The organism is Polynucleobacter corsicus (assembly GCF_018688255.1).
In the GTDB taxonomy this organism is placed as follows: domain Bacteria; phylum Pseudomonadota; class Gammaproteobacteria; order Burkholderiales; family Burkholderiaceae; genus Polynucleobacter; species Polynucleobacter corsicus.
Genome location: NZ_CP061314.1, coordinates 1,082,099 through 1,106,581, shown reverse-complemented (window position 1 = coordinate 1,106,581; position 24,483 = coordinate 1,082,099). Strand labels below are relative to the sequence as shown.

Sequence of the window (24,483 nt, the reverse complement as noted above, 5' to 3'; positions counted from 1 at the left end):
GTATGCGTATCGCCCTAGGTCTTCAGTACGATGGTAGCCCCTACTCTGGGTGGCAGTCCCAGGTTAACCAGAACACGATTCAAGATGAATTAGAAAAAGCAATTTCTGCATTTGTTGGTAATAATGCGGTGAAATCTAATCCTATTCGCGCAATTACAGCGGGCAGGACAGATACTGGCGTTCATGCCTTAGGCCAGGTCGTTCACTTTGATGTTGAAGTTGTACGAGAAAACTGGTCTTGGGTTAGGGGGGTTAACTCCTTCTTGCCTGAATCAATCGTAGTCAACTGGGCTCAAGTTGTTTCTGAAGAATTTAGTGCTCGATATTCAGCACATGAGCGTACCTATATTTATGCTTTACATGGTGGGCCATGTCGCTCTCCTATGGCTGCAGATCGTGCCGGCTATGTGATGCTTCCAGCAGATCGCTGGTTTGATGTTGATACTATGAGATACGCTGCCGAATGTCTCATTGGTGAGCATGATTTCACCTCATTCCGGTCTTCAGAGTGTCAGAGTAAGACCCCTGTGAAGACCATGTATTCCATTGAGATTTTCTCAAATGAACCCTGGCTGTATTTCAAGATCAAAGGCAATGCTTTCTTGCATCACATGGTGCGTAATTTAGTTGGTAGCTTTATTCAGATTGGCGTTGGGAAGCAAGGGCCTGAATGGATGGCGGAAGTTCTGGCCGCAAAGGATCGCAGTATTGCAGCTCCCACCTTTTCTCCGGCAGGCCTCTACTTAGCCCAAATTGCCTATCCAGATAAGTTTGAGATCCCAAAACCTTGGCTCGCTAACTCATGGTTGCCCCCTTTTTTAACTCAGAATCAGGGTTAGGGTAGCAATACCCCTGGTTATTAGCCCCTAGGGCATTGGCATAAGCAATTTTTTTTGAGATGATCCTCTTCTGCCATTTAAGGGGTGTCTCATGTTCAAGTCCAAAACCAATCAACCGTTAGGTAAATCTGTTGAGAGCTTTGAAACTATTATTGGTTCGAGCTTAAGGGTTGATGGCAATCTATTATTAAGGAGCAGTGTCCGAATTGATGGTCTCGTCAATGGCAATATTCTCCAAGAGGATGGCTGTGAAGCAACTGTTGCGATTGCAAAAGGGGCTACCGTGACTGGCGATATTCGAGCTAAGCATGTGATTGTTTCCGGAAATCTTCAGGGAAATATATTTTCTTCTGATCGTGTTGAGCTTCTTGATACCGCTTTTGTGAGTGGCGACATTACTTATGGCACCCTGGGCATGCAAGTTGGTGCAAAATTGGAAGGCAAGCTTAGGCAGGCTGATAGTGAGTCACCTTCACAAACTGCAGATGTTTTAATCGCTCAAGCAATGCAAAAAAGTAATGCCGCTTAACTCAGATGCAAATTTTTTGGGTTTCAGGTGCTGTTGGCAAGATACACCGCATTAATTTAACGCTCAAGCATCTGTTATTGGGTGCTTGCGCCTTTGCTTTGACGCTAATTCTATTAGGCGTTTTCTTGCAGTACATGGGTTTTCAGATGGCGATTGAATATAACCCTCAGCTAGCTCGTAAGCTTGGCAACGTCCATACCGCAGTCGAACTTGAAAATCTCAATATCTTCTATCGCCAAAAGCTAATTGCTATAGAAAAACAGGTGGCGAGTTATCAGCTCAAGATCAATGATTTGCAAACGAGCAATCAAAAGTTATCGGTGCTTGCTACGCCGCCGGTAATCCAAAAAGACAAGCCTAGGCAAGCTTCGGTTGGGGGACCATTTATCAGCCCAACCCGCTCAGAATCAAATCCCAGTCTGATGAATGCATTGCAGGATTCATTGCAGGATATGAAGCGTAATAATGAGCATTTAAATAAACTATCTGAACATTGGATAGGCTACGTTTCATGGCTTGAGACTATCCCAACGGGTATGCCTCTGCAAGATCGTATTTCTATCTCTAGTGGCTATGGAAAAAGGCTTGATCCTTTTAAGAATATTTGGAGTGAGCATCTAGGTGTGGATTTCCAGGCTCCCCTAGGAACGGCTATTGTGTCATCCGGGTTTGGTAGGGTGTCAAAAGCATTGCGCGACCCTGTGTATGGAAACCTGCTAGTAATTGATCATCGAGCTGGAATTCAAACTCGATATGCCCATGCAAGTGAACTCCTTGTAACTGAGGGGCAAGAGGTGCGCAGAGGTCAGCTGATCGCCCGTGTGGGTTCAACCGGCAGGGCTACTGGACCACATCTCCACTATGAGGTTCTCAAGGACAGCAAGTTAATTGATCCGGCACAGATCCTGATAGGGCAGTTCGCCAGCCAATAAAGGCGCAGAATCACCGTAACCCTTATCATTAGGGCTTATGGGATTACTAACTCACTCTCCTGGTCGAACCAGGGTCAAAATCTGCGGTCTTAAAACTCCTGCAGATGTCGATGCTGCGGTTGTGGCCGGGGTTGATGCGCTTGGCTTTGTTTTTTATCCCCCCAGTCCAAGAGCCGTTACACCTAATATCGCCGCCTCATTGATTTCTAGGCTTCCAGCAGGGGTAGATGCCGTCGGCTTGGTCGTAAACGCCACAGATGCTGAATTTGAGGCTATTAGGGCAGCTGCCTCCATCACTTTATGGCAGTTTCATGGAGATGAGTCCCCAGCCCGATGCCAGCGCCTTGCAGCAGGCCAACCCTGGATGAAAGCTGCACGCGTTGGTGCCGGCTTCGCGTTTGATGATTTTTCCCTACAATATAGGCAAGCAAATGCCCTTTTGCTCGATGCACTCGTTGAGAGCTATGGAGGAGGGGGCGTTCCTTTTGATTGGTCAGGAATTCCACAAGCATGGATAAGCGCAAACGCGCCTCAGGTCGTTTTGAGTGGTGGATTGAACGTTCACAACGTGGGCGAAGCTATCGCTCGTCTACATCCTTGCGCGGTTGACGTCTCTAGCGGCGTAGAAATCAGCAAAGGTGTAAAAGACCATGTCTTGATGAAAGAGTTTATCGAGGCAGTGCGTGCCGCGGACGCAAGCACACCAACCTAATCATTTGTTGTAATTAATAAAAAGAGGTACTTATGTACGATAAGCCAGATGCACGAGGACACTTCGGTCCTTACGGTGGCGTATTTGTTTCTGAAACGCTCATGTTTGCTTTGGATGAGCTGAAAGCAGCTTATGCAAAGTATCAATACGACCCAGAATTTTTAGAAGAGTTTCACTACGAGCTTAAACATTTTGTTGGTCGTCCATCGCCGGTCTATCACGCGAAGCGTTGGAGTGAAATGTTAGGTGGCGCTCAAATCTATCTCAAGCGTGAAGATTTAAATCACACTGGCGCACACAAAATTAATAACGTGATTGGCCAAGCGATGTTGGCCAAGCGTATGGGTAAGCCGCGCATCATTGCTGAGACTGGAGCAGGGCAGCATGGTGTTGCCACTGCAACTATTTGTGCTCGCTTTGGTTTAGATTGCACTGTGTATCAAGGTTCTGTTGACGTGGCACGTCAAGCGCAAAATGTATTCCGCATGAAATTACTAGGCGCAAAAGTCGTACCTGTTGAATCAGGAACCAAGACTCTCAAAGACGCACTTAATGAGGCAATGCGTGATTGGGTTACTAATGTGGAAGATACCTTCTACATTATTGGCACTGTTGCTGGACCCCATCCATACCCAATGATGGTTCGTGACTTTCAAAGCGTAATCGGGGAAGAGTGCAAGATTCAAATGCCTGTAATGACTGGGCGCCAGCCTGACTATGTCATGGCCTGCGTTGGCGGCGGCTCTAACGCAATGGGTATTTTCTATCCCTATATTGATTTCCCGGAAGTGAAACTAATTGGCGTTGAAGCTGCGGGCCATGGCCTCAATAGTGGACTTCACTCAGCAGCGCTTTGCGTTGGAAAGCCAGGCGTATTACACGGTAATCGTACCTATCTTTTGCAAGATGAAAATGGGCAAATATCAGAGACACATTCTGTTTCTGCTGGTATGGATTACCCTGGCGTTGGCCCAGAGCATGCCTGGCTAAAAGACTCAGGTCGCGCAGACTATGTGGCAATTACTGATGAAGAGGCGCTGAAAGCTTTTCATGACTGCTGCCGCATTGAAGGAATTATCCCTGCTCTAGAATCTGCTCATGCAATTGCTTATGCATGTAAATTGGCAGCCACACTCCCTAAAGATAAAACCATCTTGGTGAACTTGTCTGGTCGTGGTGACAAGGATATGCATACCGTTGCACAAGCCACTGGTTCAGAGGGCTAATCCATAGCCAATCAATTGGTCACATACAAGAATAATTACGAATTGCCATGTCAAAAATTACCGCACTATTTTCTGAATTAAAAGCCAGTGGAAAAAAAGGATTAATTCCTTTTATCACTGCTGGTGACCCTGATCCAAAACTCACTGTTGAATTAATGCACGCATTAGTTCGTGGTGGTTCAAACGTCATTGAACTTGGGGTGCCATTTTCAGATCCAATGGCTGACGGACCAGTAATTCAACGCTCGTCTGAAAGAGCGCTCACTCAAGGTGTCACCTTGCATGGCTGCTTACAGATGGTGAAAGAGTTTCGTAAAACCGATGTCGTTACACCAGTCGTTTTAATGGGCTACGCCAATCCAGTTGAACAGATGGGAGCAGAGCGCTTTGCGGCGGAAGCTAAAGCTGCTGGGGTTGATGGTGTTCTGATCGTGGATTACCCTCCAGAAGAGTGCGTCGATTTTGCTGCCCAAATGAAGCTGGCAGGTGTGGATCCTATTTTTCTATTAGCACCCACTTCATCATCAGAGCGTATAAAAGATGCGGCCAAAATAGCCTCAGGTTATATCTATTACGTTTCTATGCGCGGCGTTACAGGTGCATCTCATCTGAATACCCAAGATGTGGCCAGTATTATTCCTAAGATTCGTGAAGCTACGTCAATTCCGATCGCAGTAGGTTTTGGTATTAATGACGCTGTAAGTGCCCGTGCAGTATCAAAAACAGCGGATGCAGTGGTGATTGGCAGTCGAATTATTCGTCTTTTGGAGGATTCTGCCCCTGGCCAGGCGGTACAATCACTTGAGACTTTCATACGCGAAATTCGCGTCGCTTTAGATAGTTAATGCACTGGATAGTTAAAGACTGATGAGCTGGATCGATAAATTACTGCCCCCACAAATCCAACATACGGATCCTGCTAATCGCAAATCTGTTCCTGAGGGACTTTGGGTCAAGTGCCCCAGCTGTGAAACCGTACTCTATAGCACTGATATTGAAGCCAATTTATCGGTTTGCCCAAAATGCAGTCACCATATGCGTATTGGCGCCCGTCAGCGCCTAGATAGTCTTTTGGACCCAAAAGGCCGCCATGAGATTGGCGCTGATATCTACCCAATCGACCCACTTAAATTTAAAGATTCCAAAAAGTACCCTGATCGCCTAAAAGAAGCTAGTGATGCCTCTGGTGAATCCGAGGCCTTAATTGTTCTTGGCGGGAAGATTGAAAGCATTCCAGTGGTGGCTGCCTGTTTTGAATTCCAATACATGGGTGGCTCAATGGGTTCGGTTGTGGGCGAGCGTTTTGCTCGCGGCGTACAAGATGCCATTGCTAAGAAATGTGCTTTTATTTGTGTTACCGCAACCGGTGGTGCGCGCATGCAAGAAAGCTTGTTATCCCTATTTCAGATGGCAAAGACAAACTCGATGCTGACTTTGCTTGCTAAAAAAGGTTTGCCTTACATCAGCGTATTAACAGACCCAACGATGGGCGGAATTTCTGCCAGCTTCGCGTTTATGGGTGATGTTGTTATGGCTGAACCAAAAGCCTTAATTGGTTTTGCAGGGCCGCGTGTGATTGAGCAAACCGTTCGTGAAAAATTACCAGAAGGTTTTCAGCGTTCTGAGTTTTTGATGCAAAAGGGCGGCATCGACATGATTGTTGACCGTCGGCAGATGCGTGGTGAGATTGCCCGTTTGTTGGCCTTGCTACAGCAACTCCCTGAGCCTGCGATTGCGGGTAGCGCAGCTGTATAAAGCGCTTGAATCCTGCCCTCCAAACCCCCATCCTTTTTTCTAGCTTAACGGCTTGGCTTAGTCACCTCGAAACAGCTCACCCTGTTGGTATCGATATGGGCCTTGCTCGTATTAGTCGGGTGAAAGATGCGCTAGGCCTTCACTTTGATTGCCCTGTTATTACCGTGGCTGGCACCAATGGTAAGGGCTCTACTTGCGCTTATCTTGAAAGTATTTTGCTGGCGTCCGGCTATAAAGTTGGCTGCCATATGTCTCCCCATTTGCTCGTATTTAACGAGCGTGCACGCGTTAACGGCGAAGAGGTAAAAGACGATCTTTTGCTAGAGCATTTCGCAGCCGTTGAAAAAGCGCGTGTCAGCTTGGACGATGCGCCAACCTTAACGTATTTTGAATTCACTACCTTAGCCATCATGCATTTATTTTCTAAGGCTAACTTGGATGCAGTAGTGCTTGAAGTAGGCATGGGCGGCCGCTTAGATGCCGTCAACATAGTCGATACAGATTGCGCGATCGTTACGAGTATTGATATTGACCATGCTGATTTTTTGGGTAGCACACGCGAGGCAATTGGTTTTGAAAAGGCTGGTATTTTCCGGGCTGGCGGTATTGCGGTCTGTGGTGATCCGGTACCTCCACAATCTTTGATTGATCATGCCGAAAAACTTGGATGTGATTTATGGCTACAGGGCCGTGACTATAACTTTCAGGGTGATAAGCAGCAGTGGGCTTGGGCAGGGCGTCAAAAGCGCTTTAGTGGTCTAGGCTACCCTGCATTACGTGGTGCTAATCAGATTCTGAATGCCTCCGCTGTGATTGCCGCATTGATGGCTTTACATCAGCGACTGCCAGTTAGTGCACAGGATATTCGTAATGGCTTTGCTATGGTGGAGCTGCCTGGTCGTTTTCAGGTTCTGCCAGGTCAGCCGACCATTGTTTTAGACGTCGCCCACAATCCCCATGCAGCAGCTACCTTGGGTCAGGGCTTGGATAAGATGGGATATCACCCATATACCTATGCCATTTTTGGAGCAATGGCGGACAAGGATATTTCTGGCGTTATTAAGCCCCTGTTGAATAGCGTGGATTTTTGGTTTTGCACTGATTTACCAACCCCCCGTGCCGCTAGTGCCGCAGCGCTATCTGAGAAGCTGGTAGATCTGGGTGTATCCGTCAAAAATGGGGAAGATGGCGGTATTGATTGCTTCTCAGATACTGCTGCAGCGTATCAAAAAGCGCTTTCAATGGCCGGTGAGGGTGATAGAATTGTCATCTTCGGATCCTTCTATACCGTTGCCGGCGTAATGGCATATCGAAATAACCAGGCCCATTGATCCATGATTCGTTTACCGAAGCTTTTTAAGCGAAACTCTGAGACTGAAGACCTTGATCGGGCTTCGGTGAGGAGTCGTCTTACAGTCAATAAATTAGCTCCCCGTAGTTTTCAGCGTGCCCAAGAAAATGAAGAGCTAGCGCTTACAGAAGATCCAGATCAGCAGCGTGCCCGTCATCGTCTGATTGGTGCGGCTGTCCTAGTGTTAATTGCGGTAGTTGGTCTTCCTCGTATTTTGGATAACAAGCCCAAGTCTGTGAATAACGATATTGCTGTGAATATTGTGACTAGCCTGCCTACTCCTAACGCTGTAATGCCTGCAAATGATGAAAAGGTAAATCCAACTGCTGCTGTTGAAGTGCCTGCTAAAGAAAAAGCACCTACTCCGTCTAAAGAAGCTGCAGTGACATCACCATTGCCTATGGCAAGCAAAGCAAATTCTATTAGTGGTTTGGCTGCAGGTGAAGAGGTGATTGCTACGCCAAATGCAATTACTAAATCAAAAACTGAAGAGCTACCTAAAAAAGTAGGTCCTGGTAAATATGTCATTCAGATTGGCGCTTTTGCATCTGAAGAGCGGGCTAAGGGCTGGATAGCTAAGATGAAGGATCAAAAGATTCCCAACTATGTTTTAAACAAAACCGGTGCTGACGGTGTAAAGCTTTATGTATTAAGAGCTGGACCTTTTGCCGATAAGGATGCTGCTGAAACTGCTGAGAAAAAAGTCAAAGCTATGGGATTATCTCCAAGGCTAGTTGAGGTAGAAGCCCCTTAATGGAATATTTATCCACCCTGAAATTAACCACGGTGGATTACTTCACCCTGGTAGTGCTGTTAGTTTCTGCATTGGTGGGGATTTCTCGGGGTCTTTTTAAAGAGGTGCTAGCACTAGCCTCTTGGTTTGTAGCTGCTTGGGTTGCTTATCACTACACCAACTACCTTTCTGTTGAATGGTTATCCACTTTTCATATGGATGAGTTGCTGAGTTTGGGTGTGAGCTTCCTCATTTTATTTATTCTTACCTTGATTGTCTGTGGCTTGATCGGCAATGTGATTCAAAAGATTATTTTGTCCGCTGGATTGAGCATGACAGATCGATTCCTCGGTCTTGTTTTTGGCCTGGCGCGTGGCGGTGTAGTTGTAGTTGTGATGGCCACATTGGCGGCCTTAACTCCTATTCCCCAAAGCGTAGCTTGGCAGAAGGCAATTACCCGACCAGCCATTGATATGGCAACTAGTTTAATAAAAGCTTGGTTGCCAGCTGATTGGGCGAAGCAATTAGGTGATGCAATGCCTAAAATTACACCCACCGTTACACCTTCTTTAACAATAGGGATCTAGGCTTATGTGCGGCGTTGTCGGAACAGTTTCCCACTCCCCAGTAAATCAACTCATTTATGACGCGTTGTTGTTACTCCAACATCGCGGTCAAGATGCTGCCGGTATGGCAACGATGAACGGCAATTCATTTACGATGCATAAAGCCAATGGTCTTGTGCGAGATGTATTTAGAACGCGCAATATGCGAAGTCTAGTAGGTAGCGCTGGTATTGGTCAGGTTCGCTACCCAACTGCTGGCTCTGCAAGTAGCGAGGAAGAGGCTCAGCCTTTTTATGTCAGTGCTCCTTACGGCATTATCTTGGCCCACAATGGCAATCTGACTAACGCGGCTAGCCTGCGTGTAGAGATGGCTTATCGTGATCGTCGCCACATTAATACTAGTTCAGATACAGAAGTGCTTCTGAATGTATTGGCTGATGAACTTCAAAAAGAAACTAATAGTGCTGCATTAGATGAGGGTGCTATGTTTAACGCCGTTACACAAGTAACCAAGCGCGTTAAAGGCTCTTACGCGGTCGTTTCTTTGATAGCTGGTTATGGTTTATTAGCATTCCGTGATCCGTTTGGAATTCGTCCTCTCTGTATTGGACGCATGGATACATCGAAGGGTCCGGAGTGGATGATTGCCTCTGAGTCCGTAGCGCTCGATGGTCTTGGCTTTACCTTTGTACGTGATGTCAATCCTGGTGAAGCAATTTATATTGATTTGGATGGTAATTTCACTTCACGTCAGTGCGTTGCTGATGCAGTTCTGACGCCTTGCATTTTTGAATATGTTTACATGGCTCGTCCGGACTCTACGATTGATGGCGTGACTGTTTACAACGTACGTATGCGTATGGGTGACTATCTCGCCGAAAAGATTCGCAAAGAAACTATTCCGGGTGAGATTGATGTGGTCATGCCGATTCCTGACTCAAGTCGTCCAGCCGCAATGCAGGTTGCTAAACGTCTAGGTGTAGATTACCGCGAAGGATTCTTTAAGAATCGCTATATCGGTAGAACCTTCATCATGCCGGGTCAGGCTGTTCGTAAAAAATCAGTCCGCCAAAAACTCAATGCCATGCGCATTGAGTTCAAAGACAAGACCGTACTCATCGTGGACGACTCTATTGTTCGGGGTACTACTTCATTTGAGATTGTGCAGATGGCACGAGAATCTGGCGCTAAGAAAGTGATTTTTGCTTCTGCTGCACCACCTGTACGCTTCCCCAATGTGTATGGCATCGATATGCCAACCCGCAGTGAGTTAGTTGCTTACGGCCGTACTGATGAAGAGATCAACAAGATGATTGGTGCGGACCAATTAATCTACCAAAGCGTCGAGGATATGAAACAGGCCGTGAAGGATATCAATCCTGATATCCAGCATTTTGAGGCATCTTGTTTTGATGGCTATTATGTTACCGGCGACATCAATGAATCTTACTTAGATGCCCTGGAGGCGGCTCGCAATTCCTCTGAGGCCAAGGCCGACCGTCAACGCGATTCTAGTGACTTTGCCCGTTCGCAGCTACATTTGCACCTAGCCACAGAAGACTAAAAACAACGATTGAGTTCCTCGGACATGCGTGTCTGAGGCAATTCTGTAATTCGGTGTCAAAATAGCGGTATGAAGAGTAAACCTATCCGTAAAAAACCTGACTTCTCCAAGCTTGCACTTGAAACCTTGGCGGTTCGTGCTGGCACACGCCGCACTGCTGAATATCAAGAGCACTCTGAGGCTATGTTCCTCACTTCTAGTTTTTGCTTTGATAGTGCTGAACTTGCAGCTGATGGCTTTGCGCATGCAGATCAGGGCTTTATCTACTCTCGCTTTACCAATCCTACTGTCAGCATGTTCCAAGATCGATTGGCTGCCCTAGAGGGTGGCGAAGCATGTATTGCAACTTCATCTGGTATGGCTGCTATTTTGACAATGGCCATGTCGCATCTTCAGGCGGGTGATCACGTTGTTTGCTCTCGCTCTGTATTCGGCGCCACCATTCAATTGTTTAGCAATATTCTGGGACGCTTTGGTATTACTACGACTTATGTTGATTTGTCGGATACCAAGGCTTGGCAGAGTGCCGTCCAAGAAAACACCAAATTGTTTTATTTGGAAACACCATCTAATCCTTTAACTGAGATTGCTGATATCAAAGCTATCTCCAAAATAGCAAAGAAAGCTAATGCGCTATTTGCTGTTGATAACTGTTTTTGTACGCCGGCTTTGCAAAGACCTATCTTGTTAGGCGCTGACGTAGTGATCCATTCGGCAACCAAATATTTAGATGGTCAGGGTCGCGTAGTTGGTGGTGCAATTGTCGGTAGCAATGATTTCATCATGGGAAAAGTATTTCCCTTTGTCCGTACTGCTGGCCCAACACTCTCAGCATTCAATGCCTGGGTATTCTTAAAAGGTTTGGAGACTCTGGAATTGCGTATGAAGCAGCAGAGTCAAAATGCTCTAGAGATCGCTCAATGGCTTGAGAAACAGTCGGGAGTAGAGCGTGTTTACCATCCTGGCCTGAAGTCTCATCCTCAGCATGCCTTGGCTAAGCGTCAACAAAAAGCGGGTGGCGCTATCTTATCTTTCACGCTTAAGGGTGGGAAAAAAGCGGCCTTCAAGTTGATTAACCAAACCAAGCTTTGCTCCATCACAGCAAACTTGGGGGACACTCGTACAACAATTACCCATCCTGCCACAACCACACACTGCCGAGTCACTCCAGAGGCTCGCAAAGCTGCTGGCATCACTGATGGCTTAGTCCGTATTGCTGTTGGACTTGAGAGCGTAGTGGATTTAAAGAGCGATCTCATTGGTGGTTTGAAGAAGTAATTCATGGGCTTTACAGATGCTACCCAGTTTTGGAATGAGCGCTTTGATAAAAAAGAGTTTATTTTTGGTAAAGAGCCAAATGAATATCTGGTCGAACAAGCCTCACGTTATCTAAAGCCCAATTCCTCTGTTCTTTGTATTGCTGATGGGGAAGGGCGTAATGGCGTTTGGCTTGCTAAGCAAGGCATGCATGTCACAGGATTTGACGTTTCTGATATTGCACAAGCCAAAGCCGTTCAGTTTGCTAAAGATAACCAAGTCAATATTCAGTACAGCCTTTGTGATACAGATGGTTTTGATTGGCAGGCCCAATCATATGATGCGGTCATTGGCATCTTTATTCAGTTTGCTGATCCCGAAATGCGCGCCAGAATTTTCAAGCAAGTTCATCAGACGTTGAAGCCAGGCGGCCTATTTATTCTGCAGGGATACACCCCAAAGCAGTTGAAGTACAAAACCGGTGGCCCATCACTAATAGAGCACCTCTATACAGAAGAAATGATTCGTGAGTTGAGCAGGGATTTTGAAATACTCGATCTGCATTGCTACGAAAAAGAATTATCGGAGGGTGTAAGGCACACTGGTATGTCAGCATTACTTGGAATGGTAGCTAAAAAGAGGGTGTAAAAAAAAGCTGCCGAAGCAGCTTTTTGATTCAGTGTTGTGGCTCAACCAGCCTTCTTAGCGTAAGCAGAACACCAGCCTTTGCCAGCAACTTGCTTACCCGCAAACAATGCGCAACCACCGGCTGATGCATCAGCTTTGCCTTGGAATAAAGCACAGTTCGTACACGCTTGACCAGCAGCGTACTTAGGATACTTTGCTTTATCTACTGTAGTAGCGTTAGCTTTGTAACCCAAAGCAGAAGCTTGTGGATCCGTTTCAGCAACCATGGCTTGAGCTTGAACTTGACCGTTCAAAGCCAAAGTGCAAGCACCAGCAGCGGACAAGATCATAAATTGGCGACGACTATTTTGCATGTAAAACTCCATATTTCCAAAGGGATTATTAAAAAAATCGACTTCAAGTTAACATAGTAATCAAAATACCACTTCTATGCATAGGGTAATAAACATTAGCGTTTTAGTGGGGCATTAATGAACAGTGCCAGCTCGAGAGCTGACCAATATCTCAGATCAAACCCTTTTTATTGCCCTATAAAGCGCCTAGGATCATTAATAGGGCGTAAGGGCATGATGTGAATTTGATTGCCATCGAGCTCGATATGCATTTGCTTACCAACCTCCATCTCCAGCCTCTTTACTTCGGCCGAGGAGGCCTCCCATTCAATCGTATTTTGACTATTCTGAATTCGCAATTGAATGACGGCTATTTGACCAAGACTGCTCATCTTTTCAACCAAGGCAGGTATGCTAGTTTGTGCTGGTTTGTTATGAACGCTCAAGCCACTTTGGGGAATAACCCAGGCAACCCGCGCTTTCGGTGGTATCTTTCCTTTGTCAGTGACTGTAAAGACCTTCGTGCAGCCATCCCAACTTAAGCTGCCGGTATCGAATACGCCACTAAACATATTGCTAATGCCTACCAATTCCGCAACCCTGGAATTCCTTGGTTTCTGAAATAGTACTTGTGGCGCTGCAGTTTGCAGACTGATGCCTTGGTCAATAACAGTAATTCGATCGGCCAATAAATCAGCCTCTCGTAGATCATGTGTGACTAATAAGATGGGGATATGTAGATCTGAACGTAAGTCTGCCAATGTTTTATAAAGACCATGGCGTGTTGGTGTATCGATCGCCGAGAATGGTTCATCTAGCAATAAGACTTTCGGTTGTCTAGCAAGTGCTCTTGCAAGAGCAACGCGTTGCTGCTGTCCGCCAGACAGTTGACTTGGCATGCGCTCCGCAAGATTTGCAATGCCCATTCTATCCAGTAGATCGAGGCTAATCATCTTGCGCTGCAATTTGTTGAGGTCAGAGTTTTGCAATGGAATCGTTACATTGCCTAAGGCGCTCAGATGAGGAAATAGGGCATATTGCTGAAATAAGAAACCGCAAGACCGTTCTGCGGAGCGAAGTTGTTGGGCTATGTTGCCAAGATCATCGGCTTCAAACCAGACCTCACCATTGCATTCAATTTTCCCACTAGCTGGTCTGTTTAAGCCTGCAATGGTTCTGAGGGCGGAGGTTTTTCCGCTTCCGGACGGGCCGACCAGGGCATGCAACTCACCTGGGGCACATTCCAAACTAATTTGAAGTGGGCTTGGAGTAATCTGCTGAATCTTGACCTTTAGCATTAGTCGAAGCCTTTACGTAGATTTGGCTTAGGCCCCAATACTCCATATGAGAGGGCAATGCATATGAGAGAAATGCCTAAGAGCACGAGAGCAATAGCGCCGGCACCAGCAGTATCAAAGCTCTGCACCTTGTCATAAATTGCAATAGAAGCTGTTTTCGTTTCACTAGGTATTGCGCCACCAACCATCAGGACTACGCCGAATTCTCCAAGGGTATGTGCAAAGGTGAGGGCAGCGGCACCAGTGATGCCTCGCCAAGAAAGTGGCAGTTCAATTAAGCGAAAGATTTGCCAATTGCTAAGGCCGCTTACTTGGGCAGCCTCTCGGATTTCAGGATTAATGGCCTCAAAAGCTCTCTGTATAGGTTGAATTGCAAATGGGATGTTTGCAATCAGTGAGGCAAGTAGGACCCCTGTAAATGAGAACACAAGGGGAATGCCGTAAATACTGGTGTTACCAAATGCAACTAGAAAGTAGTAGCCTAAAACTGTTGGTGGCAGTACCAAGGGAAGTGCTAGGGCAGCCTCAACCCATGGCCGGCTTCTGTTGAGATTCATTAACTTATGGGCAACCCATATCCCAAATGGCAACATCAGAGCCATGGTCCAAAAAGCAAGCTTTAGGGACAGCAGAATTGCGTCAATATCCATACACCTATTGTATTGCCTCCATGGGCTAGGGTATTTCTCTATATGAATACAAGGATCTTGGGTATTTAATAAATGCATATATACGCATATATGATTATCAATAATGAATATAAAAGCTAAAGCAAAAAAAGCCACCAAAGATCTCTCTCCACAAGCAATGGAAGAGGTTTTTAAACGCGTTGCCGAATACTTTAATGTACTTTCAGAGCCGTCACGCCTACGCATCATGTATGCGGTGTGTAGCGGTGAAAAGTCTGTGTCCGAGGTTGTTGAGTTATGTGGCTCCAGCCAAGCCAATGTTTCACGTCACCTTTCTGCGCTCCATAAAGTGGGAATTTTGCTTAGACGCAAAGAGGGCATCACTGTCTTTTACTCAATCGCTGATAACGCTACTGTAGAAATGTGCCAAACCGTGTGCGCAAAAATTGCTGAGAGTTTGCATTAACTTTGAAGTATCTATTGACCAAAGCAAATATCAAATGACCAAAAAACACATTGAGATTAGCGCGCAGGACATCAGCGCAATCGAAAAGCCAACCAATCAGGCTCGCCTAGTAAAGGCACCTGAACATTTCATTTCTCAGGAGCTTATCGCCGATATCAATACAAACGGTTTGGATGAAAATCGCCGAGGATTCTTGCGTAAAGGCTTTTTATCTGCACTAGGTGGCGTAAGCGCTGGACTAGTAGCTCCACTAGCGATGGCAGCAGGGGAAGGCGATCCCGCTATTTTAGAAAAGCAAGAATGGCAAACAACGCTTGGCAAGAATGTAGCAACCATGCCATATGGTGTGCCGTCAATTTATGAGTCAAACCTCATTCGTCGTGAGTCTCCAGGTTTGACTCGTGTGTCAGCAGCTTCTGTTGCTTTTACTCCACTTCAAGGCTTATTCGGAACCATTACTCCCAACGGATTACATTTTGAGCGCCATCATCAGGGGTGGTACAACGTCAATCCAGAAACACATCGCTTGATGGTAAATGGCATGGTGAAGAATCCACGTGTTTTCACGATGAACGATTTAATGCGCCTGCCTTCAGTTTCTCGAACTCACTTCATTGAGTGTGGTGCGAATACCGGATTAGAGTGGGGTAACGTGGCCGTCCCAACAGTCCAATACACCCATGGCATGCTTTCTTGCTGTGAATTCACGGGAGTTCCTTTAAAGGTGTTGCTGGAGGAGTGTGGCGCTGACTTTAAAAAAGGAAAGTTCATGTTAGCCGAGGGTGGTGATGGTTCGGGAATGACTCGCACTATCAATCTTGAGAGCTGCCTTAACGACACGATTGTGGCCTGGGCGATGAATGGTGAAATGTTGCGTCCAGAAAACGGCTTCCCATTGCGCTTGGTAGTCCCCGGAGTTCAAGGTGTTAGCTGGGTGAAGTGGTTGCGCCGTTTAGAGGTGGGCGATGCTCCATGGGGCTCCAAGGATGAAGCGATTCACTACATTGATCTGATGCCAAATGGCGATCACCGTCAATACTCCTCTATTCAGGAATGCAAATCTGTTATCACCACACCATCGGGTGGCCAACAGCTTTTGGATAAAGGTTTTTATAACGTGAGTGGTATGGCCTGGTCTGGACGCGGAAAAATTACTCGAGTAGATGTTTCTTTTGATGGTGGTAATAACTGGCGAACAGCTCGACTAGAAACGCCTGTCCTCACTAAATCGATCACGCGTTTTAATATCGATTGGGTGTGGGATGGCTCCCCATCAATCATGCAGTCAAGAGCCGTGGATGATACTGGCTACATTCAACCACCGATTAAAACGTTACGTAATGTACGCGGTACACGCTCTATCTATCACAACAATGCAATCCAATCATGGAAATTGGATACAAACGGTGAGGTGAGCAATGTTCAAGTTGGATAAATTGATCCTCCGCCTAGGAGTTGCAGCACTTATTACAGTGGCTGCACAATTCACATTTGCTCAATCAGGTTTAGCTCAGTTTCCTGGTATTGGCAGGGTGGCTACTCCTGCTGAAGTTAAAGCTTGGGATATTGATGTGCGCCCAGACTTCAAGGGTTTACCTAAGGGATCTGGTTCGGTTGAAAAAGGGCAAGTTATTTGGGAAGCTAAATGCGCTAGTTGTCATGGCACCTTTGGTGAGTCCAATGAAATCTTCACGCCTATCGCTGGGGGCACTACCAAGGATGATCTGAAGACAGGTCGAGTTGCCTCATTAAAAGATATGAAGCAACCGCAAAGAACGACCTTAATGAAGGTCTCTACGGTATCTACATTATGGGATTACATTTACCGAGCGATGCCGTGGAATGCGCCTAGATCACTGACTCCTGATGATACCTATGCGCTGGTTGCATTTATTTTGAGTCTTGGTGAAATCGTTCCAGATGATTTCGTTCTCAGCGATAAAAATATTGCTGAAATTAAAATGCCAAATCGTAACGGCATGACGACGAAACACGGATTCTGGAACGCTAAAGATAAGCCTGATACGAATGGTAGTGCATGCATGCATAACTGCGTGCCATTTGTACAAATTGGGTCAACCTTGCCGGATTTTGCTCGGAACGCGCATGAAAATATTGCCGATCAAAATCGCATGTATGGACCTTATCGTGGTGCAAACACTACGAAGCCACCGATTAAGCAATTGCCCGGAACTTCAGGTCTTGGTTTAGCGCAGGCAGTGGAGACCCATTCTTCCGCAGCAAAAGGTCCCTCAGTCCTCTTTAAAAATGAGAACTGCTCCGCTTGCCATGCACCTAACGCCAAGTTAGTCGGACCATCAATTGCAGATATTGCTAAAAAGTATGAGGGTCAGAGCGGTGCAGTTGATAAGTTGTCGATCAAGGTAAAAGTAGGGGGAGCGGGGGTGTGGGGTTCGATCCCGATGCCTGCTCAAGCTCAGCTTTCCGACGAAGATCGTAAGACTTTGGTGCTTTGGATGCTTTCTGGCGGTAAATAAAAAGCTATTTTTGGTAGTAAGCAGGGCGTTTTAATGCAAAATAAGCAATAAATTGAGAGAAGTAAAGATTAATAAAGGAGTTTTTATGAATCAGCAGCGTCGCAGTGTATTGAAGTACTCAGCAGTATTTGGTCTGATGGCTTCTGCAGGCCTTATTAGTACAGCTCAAGCACAAGAGTGGAATAAGGCAGCTTTTGAAGGCAAGGGTATCGATGATGTATTCAAGATAATGGGTGCTAGTAGTCCAGAAAAATCATCCGCAGTGACTTTAAATGCCCCTGATATCGCTGAAAACGGCGCAGTCGTTCCTGTCGGAATTATCACTTCGCTCAAAGCAGAGCAAATGGCAATCTTAGTTGAAAAGAATCCAAGCGCACTTGCAGCTCAATTCTTCATCCCGGCTGGCACAGACGCTTTTGTTACCACTCGTATCAAGATGGGTCAAACATCCAATGTATATGGCTTAGTCAAGGCTGATGGTAAGTGGCTAATGACTGTTAAAGAGGTCAAAGTAACGCTTGGTGGTTGCGGCGGTTAATTTCGCGGTAATCCAACAGAACAATTCATTTATCTATAGAGTAAAAGAGGAACCAAAATGGCTGATCCAATGCGCGTAAGAGCTGCTGAAAATGGTGGCACTGTAGACGTAAAAATTTTGATGAAACACGACATGGAATCTGGTCAGCGTAAAGACGCTGCCGGTAAAACTATTCCAGCATGGTTTATCAGCACGATTAATGTGAAAGCAAATGGCAAGGACGTATTTAATGGCCAATTTGGTCCAGCGGTATCTAAAGACCCATTTTTGAACTTCAAGTACAAGGGTGCTAAGGGCGACAAAATTATTGTGACTTGGGGTGATAGTAAAGGCGACAAACGCACTGATGAAGCAACCGCTTCTTAATTGTTTTAGCTTTAATAAATCTTGACCGCCTCTGTGGTTTTGAAAGGGTAGGAAATGCAGCGTAAATTGACCTTAGGGCTCGCTAGTGGTTTAGTAGCGGCTTTATTAACAATGGCAACTTCGGTGTCAGCACAAAAGAGTGCTACAGACGATATTGCTAAATATCGCGAGATGATTGCAGATGGAAACCCTTCAGAGCTCTACGAGGCGGCAGGTGAAGAGCTGTGGAAAAAACCTGCTGGTCCAAAGAATGCAACTCTTGAGCAATGTAATCTGGGTTTAGGTCCTGGGGTGGTGAAAGGTGCTGCAGCTCAGCTGCCACGCTACTTTAAAGACACTAATAAAGTTCAAGATTTAGAGTCACGCTTGATGACCTGTATGCAGGTGTTGCAGGGTCGCGATCCACACGAAATGATTGATGCTCCATTTCAAAAGGGTCCTAAGAAGGATATGGAGGCTATCGTTGCCTACGTTGTCACTTTATCTAAGGGCGACAAGATTAAGGTAAGTACAGCTCATCCAAAAGAAAAAGAAATGTATGACCTTGGTAAGCGCGCTTTCTTTTTTCAGGGTGGTCCAATGGACTTCTCCTGCGCATCTTGCCATGCTGAAAATAATAAGCGTATTCGTTTGCAAGATTTACCCAATATTACAGAGCAAAAGGGTGCCGCTTTGGGTTGGGGTTATTGGCCAGCCTACCGCGTATCGAGTGGACAATTTTGGACGATGCAACAACGCCTGAATGATTGTTTCCGTCAGCAACGCTTCCCATTCCCAATTTATGGCTCAGATGTCACTTTGGCCCTGTCCATGTATATGGCCAAGAATGCTAACGGCGGAATAGTCGAAACACCCGGCTTAAAGCGTTAATGGATAAGAGATGAAAATGAAAATGACACACTTAAAACAACTCTTAGCTGTTTCAGGATTTATTTTTGCTGCGGGTCTAGTGCAGACTCCTGCTCTTGCTCAGCAGAAAAATGATCCAAAATTTAACAAGATGATTCAAGAGAGCTTCCGAGCTGACGGTATCGCCGGATTAAATCGTATTGATCAAGATGCTACTCAGAAGTTCTGCTCAGACCCTCAGTTTGCTAACAGCAAGCAAGGTCAAGCCATGCGCGAGAAAATCCAGAAGATTAATATGGATTCAATTAAGCAGCCGTCTGATGGGAAGTACATTGGCGATTGGAAGAATGGTGAAAAAATTGCACAAAGTGGTCGCGGTGCAACTTGGTCTGATACTGCAGATACTCCTATTGGTGGCGGTTGCTATAACTGTCACCAGATTGATTCCAAAGAGATTTCTTACGGAAACATTGGCCCATCCCTAACTGGCTATGGAAAAATGCGCGGCTATTCACCTGAGGTTGTTTCTTATACCTGGAATCGCATTAACAACTCCAAGGCTTACAACGCATGCAGCAATATGCCGCGCTTTGCTCACTTCAAGCTATTAAATGAGCAGCAAATGCAAGATGTCATGGCTTTGCTGCTGGATCCAGAATCACCTGTGAATAAATAGCACATTTAAACGGGCCGTAAGGCCTGTTTTCTTAAGGGAATAACTATGTCTTTAAATCGACGTGAATTTTTGCAAGCATTGGCTATCGCCTCTGCTGGCGGCATGAGTTTGCAATCTAACTTTGCTAGCGCGCAAACAACTGCTCAGAAATTTTATGAATTGCCAAAGTTTGGCAATGTACATTTCTTGCATTTCACAGATTGTCATGCCCAATTGTTGCCAATTTATTTTCGTGAGCCTAATGTCAATCTCGGTATTGGTGATCAAGAGGGGAAGACGCCTCACTTAGTCGGAGAATATTTTCTAAAGGCTAACGGCATTAAGCCAGGCACGCATGATGCGCACGCCTTTACTTATCTTGATTACGTTGCAGCTGCGCAAAATTACGGCAAGATGGGCGGCTTCGCTCATATGGCAACTTTGATTAAACAAATTAAAGCTAGCCGTCCGGGTGTGATGTTATTGGATGGTGGTGATACTTGGCAGGGGTCTGCTACAGCTCTCTGGACGAATGGTCAGGATATGGTTGATGCAGCCTTACTCTTGGGTGTTGATGTAATGACTCCGCACTGGGAGATGACTCTGGGTGAGAAGCGCGTCATGGAAATTGTGAATGGGGATTTCAAGGGGAAGGTTTCTTTTCTTGCTCAAAATATTAAGACGGCAGACTTTGGTGACTCTGTCTTCAATTCCTATTTAATGAAGGTGCAGAATGGTATTCAAGTGGCCATCATTGGCCAGGCTTTCCCATACACGCCGATTGCTAACCCACGCTATTTCACGCCGGACTGGACATTTGGTATTCAGGAAGAAAATCTTCAGAAGACCATTAATGAAGTAAAGGCTAAAGGCGCCAAAGTAGTTGTGTTGCTATCCCATAACGGTATGGACGTTGATTTAAAGATGGCATCTCGTGTTGCTGGCTTAGATGCGATTATGGGAGGTCACACGCATGATGGCGTTCCGACTCCAGTCAAGGTAAAGAACCCAGGCGGGGTAACTTTAGTTACTAACGCGGGTTCCAATAGTAAATTCTTGGGCGTGCTGGATTTTGATGTGAAAGGTGGCAAGCCAGTAGATTTCCGCTACAAGCTTTTCCCAATATTCTCGAATATGATTCCCGCTGATCCTGCGATGAATAAACTGATCGCTAAGGTACGAGCGCCATATGAAGCTGAGTTGACTGAAAAATTAGCCACTACCGATGGTCTTTTGTATCGTCGCGGTAATTTCAACGGCAGTTTCGATCAATTAATTTTGGACGGATTGATGGCTCAGAAGAATGCGGAAATTGCTTTCTCTCCAGGCTTCCGTTGGGGCACCAGCTTATTGCCAGGGCAAGCTATTACTCGTGAGAACTTGTTAGATCAAACTGCTATTACCTATCCATACACCACAGTTACCAATATGACTGGCGAAACTATCAAGACTATCTTGGAAGATGTGGCAGACAACTTATTTAATCCCGATCCGTATTACCAGCAAGGTGGCGACATGGTTCGTGTGGGTGGCATGCAATACACCATTGATCCAGTAGCATCTGCTGGTAAGCGGATTAGTGATATGCGTTTAAATGGCAAGGATATTGATCCTAGCAAGACATATAAGGTTGCTGGTTGGGCGCCGGTTAGCGAAGATGCTAAGAATGTCGGTGGAGAACCGATTTGGGATGTGATGGAGCGCCATTTGCGTGATGTGAAGGTTGTTAGAGCTGTGAAGCTCAATGAACCGATGATTAAGGGTGTAAAAAATAATCCTGGAATGGTTTCACTCTAATACTTTTTATCCGAGATCAATAATGAAAAAATTACTTCAATGCTTGGCTGTTACTTTTACCCTGTTTACTAGCGGAGCTTATGCAGCAGGACCCACAGAAGTGGTTTATCACATTGATGATGCTGAGTCTCAGGGCATCAAAGGTCTGCGTAATATACGAAATCATTTGGATGTATCCCCAAAGACTAAGATCATTGTGGTTACTCATGCCAATGGCGTCGATATCATGATGGAAGGTGCAAAAGATAAGAAGAATGGAATTGAATACGCACCCCTAGTTGGTGCATTGAAATCACGTGGGGTTCGTTTTGAGGTATGCGAGATTACATTAACGAACCGTAATCTGAAGAAAGATCAATTTACCCTAGATACAGACTTCACTCCATCGGGAGTGGTTCGAGTTGCCGACCTTCAGCATCAAAATCATTTCGCTTATATCAAGCCGTAAGTTATGCAAATAGCGTGCTATATGTTGTGCTCTTATGTTCTGCGAGTACTTTTTATAGGTTCGCTCTGGCTGCTGATATCTATACAAACCGTTCATGCTTCTGATGAATTAATCTTAAACCCCATTCAGGTTGCGCCTCATACGTATTTTATAAAAGGCTTAGCGGAGATGGGTAGCAGTAAAAATCAAAATTTTATTTCTAATGCTGGGTTTGTGATTACGCCTAAGGGTGTTGTTGTCGTTGATGCCTTGGGCTCACCAGCGCTTGCCAAGAAACTCATTGCTGAAATTAAAAAGCTCACGTCTCAAAAAATAGTCGCTGTTATCGTCACGCACTACCATGCAGACCACGTCTACGGGCTCCAAGAGTTTAAGAATGTTGGGGCAAAGATTTATGCGCAAGGTGAGGGTAGAAACTACATCTCCTCTGAAACTGCCAATCAGCGGCTCATTGCATCTCGAATTGATTTTGCTCCCTGGGTAAATTCTTCTACTCATTTAATCTCAGCAGACGTCTGGATAGATCAGAGTTTTACGCTCACAGTCGGCGGCGTCGAGCTTAAGATTAGTAAAGTGGGGCCCGCTCATGCGCCCGAGGACTCAATTATTTATGTGCCATCTGAAAAAGTCCTTTTTGCAGGAGACTTGGTTTTTCGGGGTCGCATCCCTTTTGTTGGTAATGCTGATAGTAAGGGCTGGCTGCAAGCTTTGAATGAGATCGAATCACTAAATCCCAGTATTGTGATTCCTGGTCATGGTGCGCATTCTATTAATCCAATTCAAGATATTGGCTTCACCAGGGAATATCTAAGGTATTTACGTCAATCGATGGCAAAGGCGGCTATCGATATGGATCCTTTTGAGGAGGCCTATCAGCAGGCTGATTGGTCCGAATACGAAGGAATGCCCTTGTTTAGGGCGGCAAACCGCATGAATGCCTATAACGTCTACCTCTCAATTCAGGCGGAATAAGGCATATTTGTCATCTGGCTTTAAAATAGTGATTTACTTCGCTAAATGACTGATTTCAAATGAAATTACCACTGATTAAGCTTGTATTTGCATTTGTTGCCATGTTCGGTCTGCATTTATCCGCCCATGCCACATTGGATCTTGTTAACGGTAAAAAAATTGATCAGCAGAAATGTTATGCCTGCCACAGCAAAAAATCTGGCTTTGGCAATGGAGGCATGATTTACACCCGTAGCGATAGCAAGGTTAAAAATCTTCAGAACTTAAAGACGATGGTCGCTTTTTGCAATACAGAATTACGGCTTGATCTTTTCCCTGAGGACGAGGCTGATGTAACAGCATTTCTCAACAAGCAGTTTTATAAATTTAAATAATTTCAGTAAAGATTTTTATTATGAATGCAGTAGATATTTCCTCTCTTAGCAAATCGGTTTTACTCGCTACTTTTGCGGTGACCTTCCTGCTTGGCGCTGTTATGCAAAAAACGGGTTTTTGTAGCATGGGCGCAGTCTCGGATATTTTTATTATGTCTAGCTGGGGGCGTTTAAAGCAGTGGTTTCTAGCCATCGGTGTTGCGATCATTGGGTTTGCTTTGATGTCTTACTTGGGGCTCATCGACCCACTAAAGAGCATGTATACCGTCAATAAGTTTTTATGGCTGTCCTCCATAGTGGGTAGTACGCTATTTGGTTTCGGTATGGTGCTTTCCTCTGGTTGCGGCAGTAAGACTCTTGTCCGTATTGGTGGCGGTAACCTCAAGTCCATCATCGTGTTCCTTGTCCTTGGGCTTTCGGCTTACATGACGATAAAAGGCTTTTTAGGTGTGATTCGCATTAACACCTTAGATTCAGTTTTCATCGCTTTGAGTACTCCCCAAGATTTACCAAGTATCCTGAGCCCAATCACTGGTATAGCTCGCAATAACCTTCATCTAGCGGTTGGCTTGATAGTTGGCTTTGCCTTCATTGCCTATGCACTTGCAAGTAAAGCTTTTTGGACCGCTGAAAATCTATTTGCCGGAACTTTTGTTGGCCTAGCTATTTGTGCAGTGTGGTGGATATCAGGTAACTTGGGCTTTGTTGCAGAGGATCCCAATACCTTGGAAGAGGTTTTTTTGGTGACCAACTCTGGTCGCATGGAAAGTCTCTCCTTTGTAGCGCCTTATGCGTATTCCCTAGATTGGTTAATGATGTATAGCGATACTTCAAAGGTAATCACGGTCGGTATTGCTGCTGTTATTGGAATGATCTCCGGATCAGCCTGCATTTCTATTCTGACTAAGTCATTCCGTTGGGAGAGTTTTCGCGATACGGAAGATACAGCTAACCATTTAATTGGTGCGACTCTAATGGGATTTGGTGGGGTTACAGCACTTGGTTGTACTGTTGGTCAAGGCCTAAGTGGCATCTCTACTTTGGCAGTTGGTTCGCTGCTTGCCTTGCCAGGATTTATCTTTGGCGCATATCTGGCTCTTCGCTACCTAGAGACCCGCAATGCACCTAACCCTTGTAGTTAATTTTATA

28 protein-coding genes are annotated in these 24,483 nt (G+C 45.6%); 25 read left to right on the top strand and 3 right to left on the bottom strand.

Going from position 1 to position 24,483, the window contains the following annotated elements; genetic code table 11:
• The first annotated feature begins 2 nt into the window (after positions 1–2).
• The 13 genes from truA (at position 3) to C2747_RS05725 (ending at position 12,112) form a co-directional block, all read left to right on the top strand.
• Positions 3–839, top strand: coding sequence for a tRNA pseudouridine(38-40) synthase TruA (gene truA / locus C2747_RS05785; RefSeq protein WP_215330684.1), 837 nt, complete (start codon positions 3–5; stop codon positions 837–839).
• A gap of 91 nt (positions 840–930) precedes the next feature.
• Positions 931–1,368 (top strand): bactofilin family protein, encoded by a 438-nt coding sequence (locus tag C2747_RS05780; protein ID WP_215330683.1) that lies wholly within the window; start codon positions 931–933, stop codon positions 1,366–1,368.
• Between the two features lie 5 nt (positions 1,369–1,373).
• Positions 1,374–2,300, top strand: coding sequence for a M23 family metallopeptidase (locus C2747_RS05775; RefSeq protein WP_215330682.1), 927 nt, complete (start codon positions 1,374–1,376; stop codon positions 2,298–2,300).
• A 37-nt stretch (positions 2,301–2,337) separates the two neighbouring features.
• Complete coding sequence (locus tag C2747_RS05770) at positions 2,338–3,012, top strand: phosphoribosylanthranilate isomerase (protein WP_215330681.1); 675 nt, start codon at positions 2,338–2,340, stop codon at positions 3,010–3,012.
• Positions 3,013–3,044: 32 nt separating this feature from the next.
• A complete protein-coding gene (trpB, locus tag C2747_RS05765; RefSeq protein WP_215330680.1) occupies positions 3,045–4,238 on the top strand; it encodes a tryptophan synthase subunit beta in 1,194 nt (397 codons plus the stop codon).
• A gap of 47 nt (positions 4,239–4,285) precedes the next feature.
• Positions 4,286–5,083, top strand: a complete 798-nt coding sequence (gene trpA, locus C2747_RS05760) for a tryptophan synthase subunit alpha (protein ID WP_215330679.1) — start codon at positions 4,286–4,288, stop codon at positions 5,081–5,083.
• Between the two features lie 22 nt (positions 5,084–5,105).
• On the top strand, positions 5,106–5,993 hold the full coding sequence (gene accD, locus C2747_RS05755) for an acetyl-CoA carboxylase, carboxyltransferase subunit beta (protein WP_215330678.1): 888 nt from the start codon (positions 5,106–5,108) through the stop codon (positions 5,991–5,993).
• Between the two features lie 5 nt (positions 5,994–5,998).
• Positions 5,999–7,324 (top strand): bifunctional tetrahydrofolate synthase/dihydrofolate synthase, encoded by a 1,326-nt coding sequence (gene folC, locus C2747_RS05750; RefSeq protein WP_215330677.1) that lies wholly within the window; start codon positions 5,999–6,001, stop codon positions 7,322–7,324.
• 66 nt (positions 7,325–7,390) lie between these two features.
• Positions 7,391–8,098, top strand: a complete 708-nt coding sequence (locus C2747_RS05745) for an SPOR domain-containing protein (protein WP_251374701.1) — start codon at positions 7,391–7,393, stop codon at positions 8,096–8,098.
• Positions 8,098–8,664, top strand: a complete 567-nt coding sequence (locus C2747_RS05740; RefSeq protein WP_215330675.1) for a CvpA family protein — start codon at positions 8,098–8,100, stop codon at positions 8,662–8,664. Before C2747_RS05745 ends, C2747_RS05740 begins: the two co-directional genes overlap by 1 nt.
• Before the next feature lie 4 nt (positions 8,665–8,668).
• A complete protein-coding gene (gene purF, locus C2747_RS05735) occupies positions 8,669–10,207 on the top strand; it encodes an amidophosphoribosyltransferase (protein ID WP_215330674.1) in 1,539 nt (512 codons plus the stop codon).
• Positions 10,208–10,276: 69 nt separating this feature from the next.
• Positions 10,277–11,485, top strand: coding sequence for an O-succinylhomoserine sulfhydrylase (locus C2747_RS05730; protein ID WP_215330673.1), 1,209 nt, complete (start codon positions 10,277–10,279; stop codon positions 11,483–11,485).
• Positions 11,486–11,488: 3 nt separating this feature from the next.
• Positions 11,489–12,112, top strand: coding sequence for a class I SAM-dependent methyltransferase (locus tag C2747_RS05725; protein WP_215330672.1), 624 nt, complete (start codon positions 11,489–11,491; stop codon positions 12,110–12,112).
• Positions 12,113–12,153: 41 nt separating this feature from the next.
• Here the strand turns inward: C2747_RS05725 and C2747_RS05720 are convergent, their stop codons facing one another.
• From C2747_RS05720 to modB, 3 genes are all read right to left on the bottom strand, one after another.
• On the bottom strand, positions 12,154–12,465 hold the full coding sequence (locus C2747_RS05720) for a high-potential iron-sulfur protein (RefSeq protein ID WP_215330671.1): 312 nt from the start codon (positions 12,463–12,465) through the stop codon (positions 12,154–12,156).
• 167 nt (positions 12,466–12,632) lie between these two features.
• The gene (locus tag C2747_RS05715; RefSeq protein ID WP_215330670.1) at positions 12,633–13,742 is read right to left on the bottom strand and encodes an ABC transporter ATP-binding protein; all 1,110 of its coding nucleotides are present in this window, start codon (positions 13,740–13,742) and stop codon (positions 12,633–12,635) included.
• The gene (gene modB, locus C2747_RS05710) at positions 13,742–14,392 is read right to left on the bottom strand and encodes a molybdate ABC transporter permease subunit (protein WP_215330669.1); all 651 of its coding nucleotides are present in this window, start codon (positions 14,390–14,392) and stop codon (positions 13,742–13,744) included. The genes C2747_RS05715 and modB overlap by 1 nt, the downstream gene beginning before the upstream one ends.
• A 103-nt stretch (positions 14,393–14,495) precedes the next feature.
• On the opposite strand from modB, the gene C2747_RS05705 reads away from it, so the two are divergent.
• From C2747_RS05705 to C2747_RS05650, 12 genes are all read left to right on the top strand, one after another.
• Complete coding sequence (locus C2747_RS05705; protein WP_215330668.1) at positions 14,496–14,837, top strand: ArsR/SmtB family transcription factor; 342 nt, start codon at positions 14,496–14,498, stop codon at positions 14,835–14,837.
• Between the two features lie 79 nt (positions 14,838–14,916).
• Positions 14,917–16,272, top strand: a complete 1,356-nt coding sequence (gene soxC, locus C2747_RS05700; RefSeq protein ID WP_433915515.1) for a sulfite dehydrogenase — start codon at positions 14,917–14,919, stop codon at positions 16,270–16,272.
• Positions 16,256–17,335 carry a c-type cytochrome gene (locus C2747_RS05695; RefSeq protein WP_215330666.1) on the top strand — a complete coding sequence of 360 codons (1,080 nt, stop codon included), beginning with the start codon at positions 16,256–16,258 and terminating at the stop codon, positions 17,333–17,335. Before soxC ends, C2747_RS05695 begins: the two co-directional genes overlap by 17 nt.
• 85 nt (positions 17,336–17,420) lie before the next feature.
• Positions 17,421–17,873 carry a thiosulfate oxidation carrier protein SoxY gene (gene soxY / locus C2747_RS05690; RefSeq protein ID WP_215307216.1) on the top strand — a complete coding sequence of 151 codons (453 nt, stop codon included), beginning with the start codon at positions 17,421–17,423 and terminating at the stop codon, positions 17,871–17,873.
• 57 nt (positions 17,874–17,930) lie between these two features.
• Positions 17,931–18,239 carry a thiosulfate oxidation carrier complex protein SoxZ gene (gene soxZ, locus C2747_RS05685; RefSeq protein ID WP_215330665.1) on the top strand — a complete coding sequence of 103 codons (309 nt, stop codon included), beginning with the start codon at positions 17,931–17,933 and terminating at the stop codon, positions 18,237–18,239.
• A gap of 54 nt (positions 18,240–18,293) precedes the next feature.
• Entirely contained in the window at positions 18,294–19,109 is an 816-nt protein-coding gene (soxA, locus tag C2747_RS05680; protein WP_215330664.1) for a sulfur oxidation c-type cytochrome SoxA, read from the top strand.
• Positions 19,110–19,125: 16 nt separating this feature from the next.
• Positions 19,126–19,764: a sulfur oxidation c-type cytochrome SoxX gene (soxX, locus tag C2747_RS05675; protein WP_215330663.1), complete on the top strand. Its 639-nt coding sequence runs from the start codon at positions 19,126–19,128 to the stop codon at positions 19,762–19,764.
• 45 nt (positions 19,765–19,809) lie between these two features.
• A complete protein-coding gene (gene soxB / locus C2747_RS05670; RefSeq protein WP_215330662.1) occupies positions 19,810–21,540 on the top strand; it encodes a thiosulfohydrolase SoxB in 1,731 nt (576 codons plus the stop codon).
• A gap of 22 nt (positions 21,541–21,562) precedes the next feature.
• Complete coding sequence (locus C2747_RS05665) at positions 21,563–21,988, top strand: DsrE family protein (RefSeq protein WP_215330661.1); 426 nt, start codon at positions 21,563–21,565, stop codon at positions 21,986–21,988.
• Between the two features lie 21 nt (positions 21,989–22,009).
• Entirely contained in the window at positions 22,010–22,960 is a 951-nt protein-coding gene (locus C2747_RS05660; RefSeq protein WP_215330660.1) for an MBL fold metallo-hydrolase, read from the top strand.
• 59 nt (positions 22,961–23,019) lie between these two features.
• Positions 23,020–23,334: a hypothetical protein gene (locus C2747_RS05655; protein ID WP_251374700.1), complete on the top strand. Its 315-nt coding sequence runs from the start codon at positions 23,020–23,022 to the stop codon at positions 23,332–23,334.
• 20 nt (positions 23,335–23,354) lie between these two features.
• Complete coding sequence (locus C2747_RS05650) at positions 23,355–24,476, top strand: YeeE/YedE family protein (protein WP_215330659.1); 1,122 nt, start codon at positions 23,355–23,357, stop codon at positions 24,474–24,476.
• The last annotated feature ends 7 nt before the right edge of the window (positions 24,477–24,483 follow it).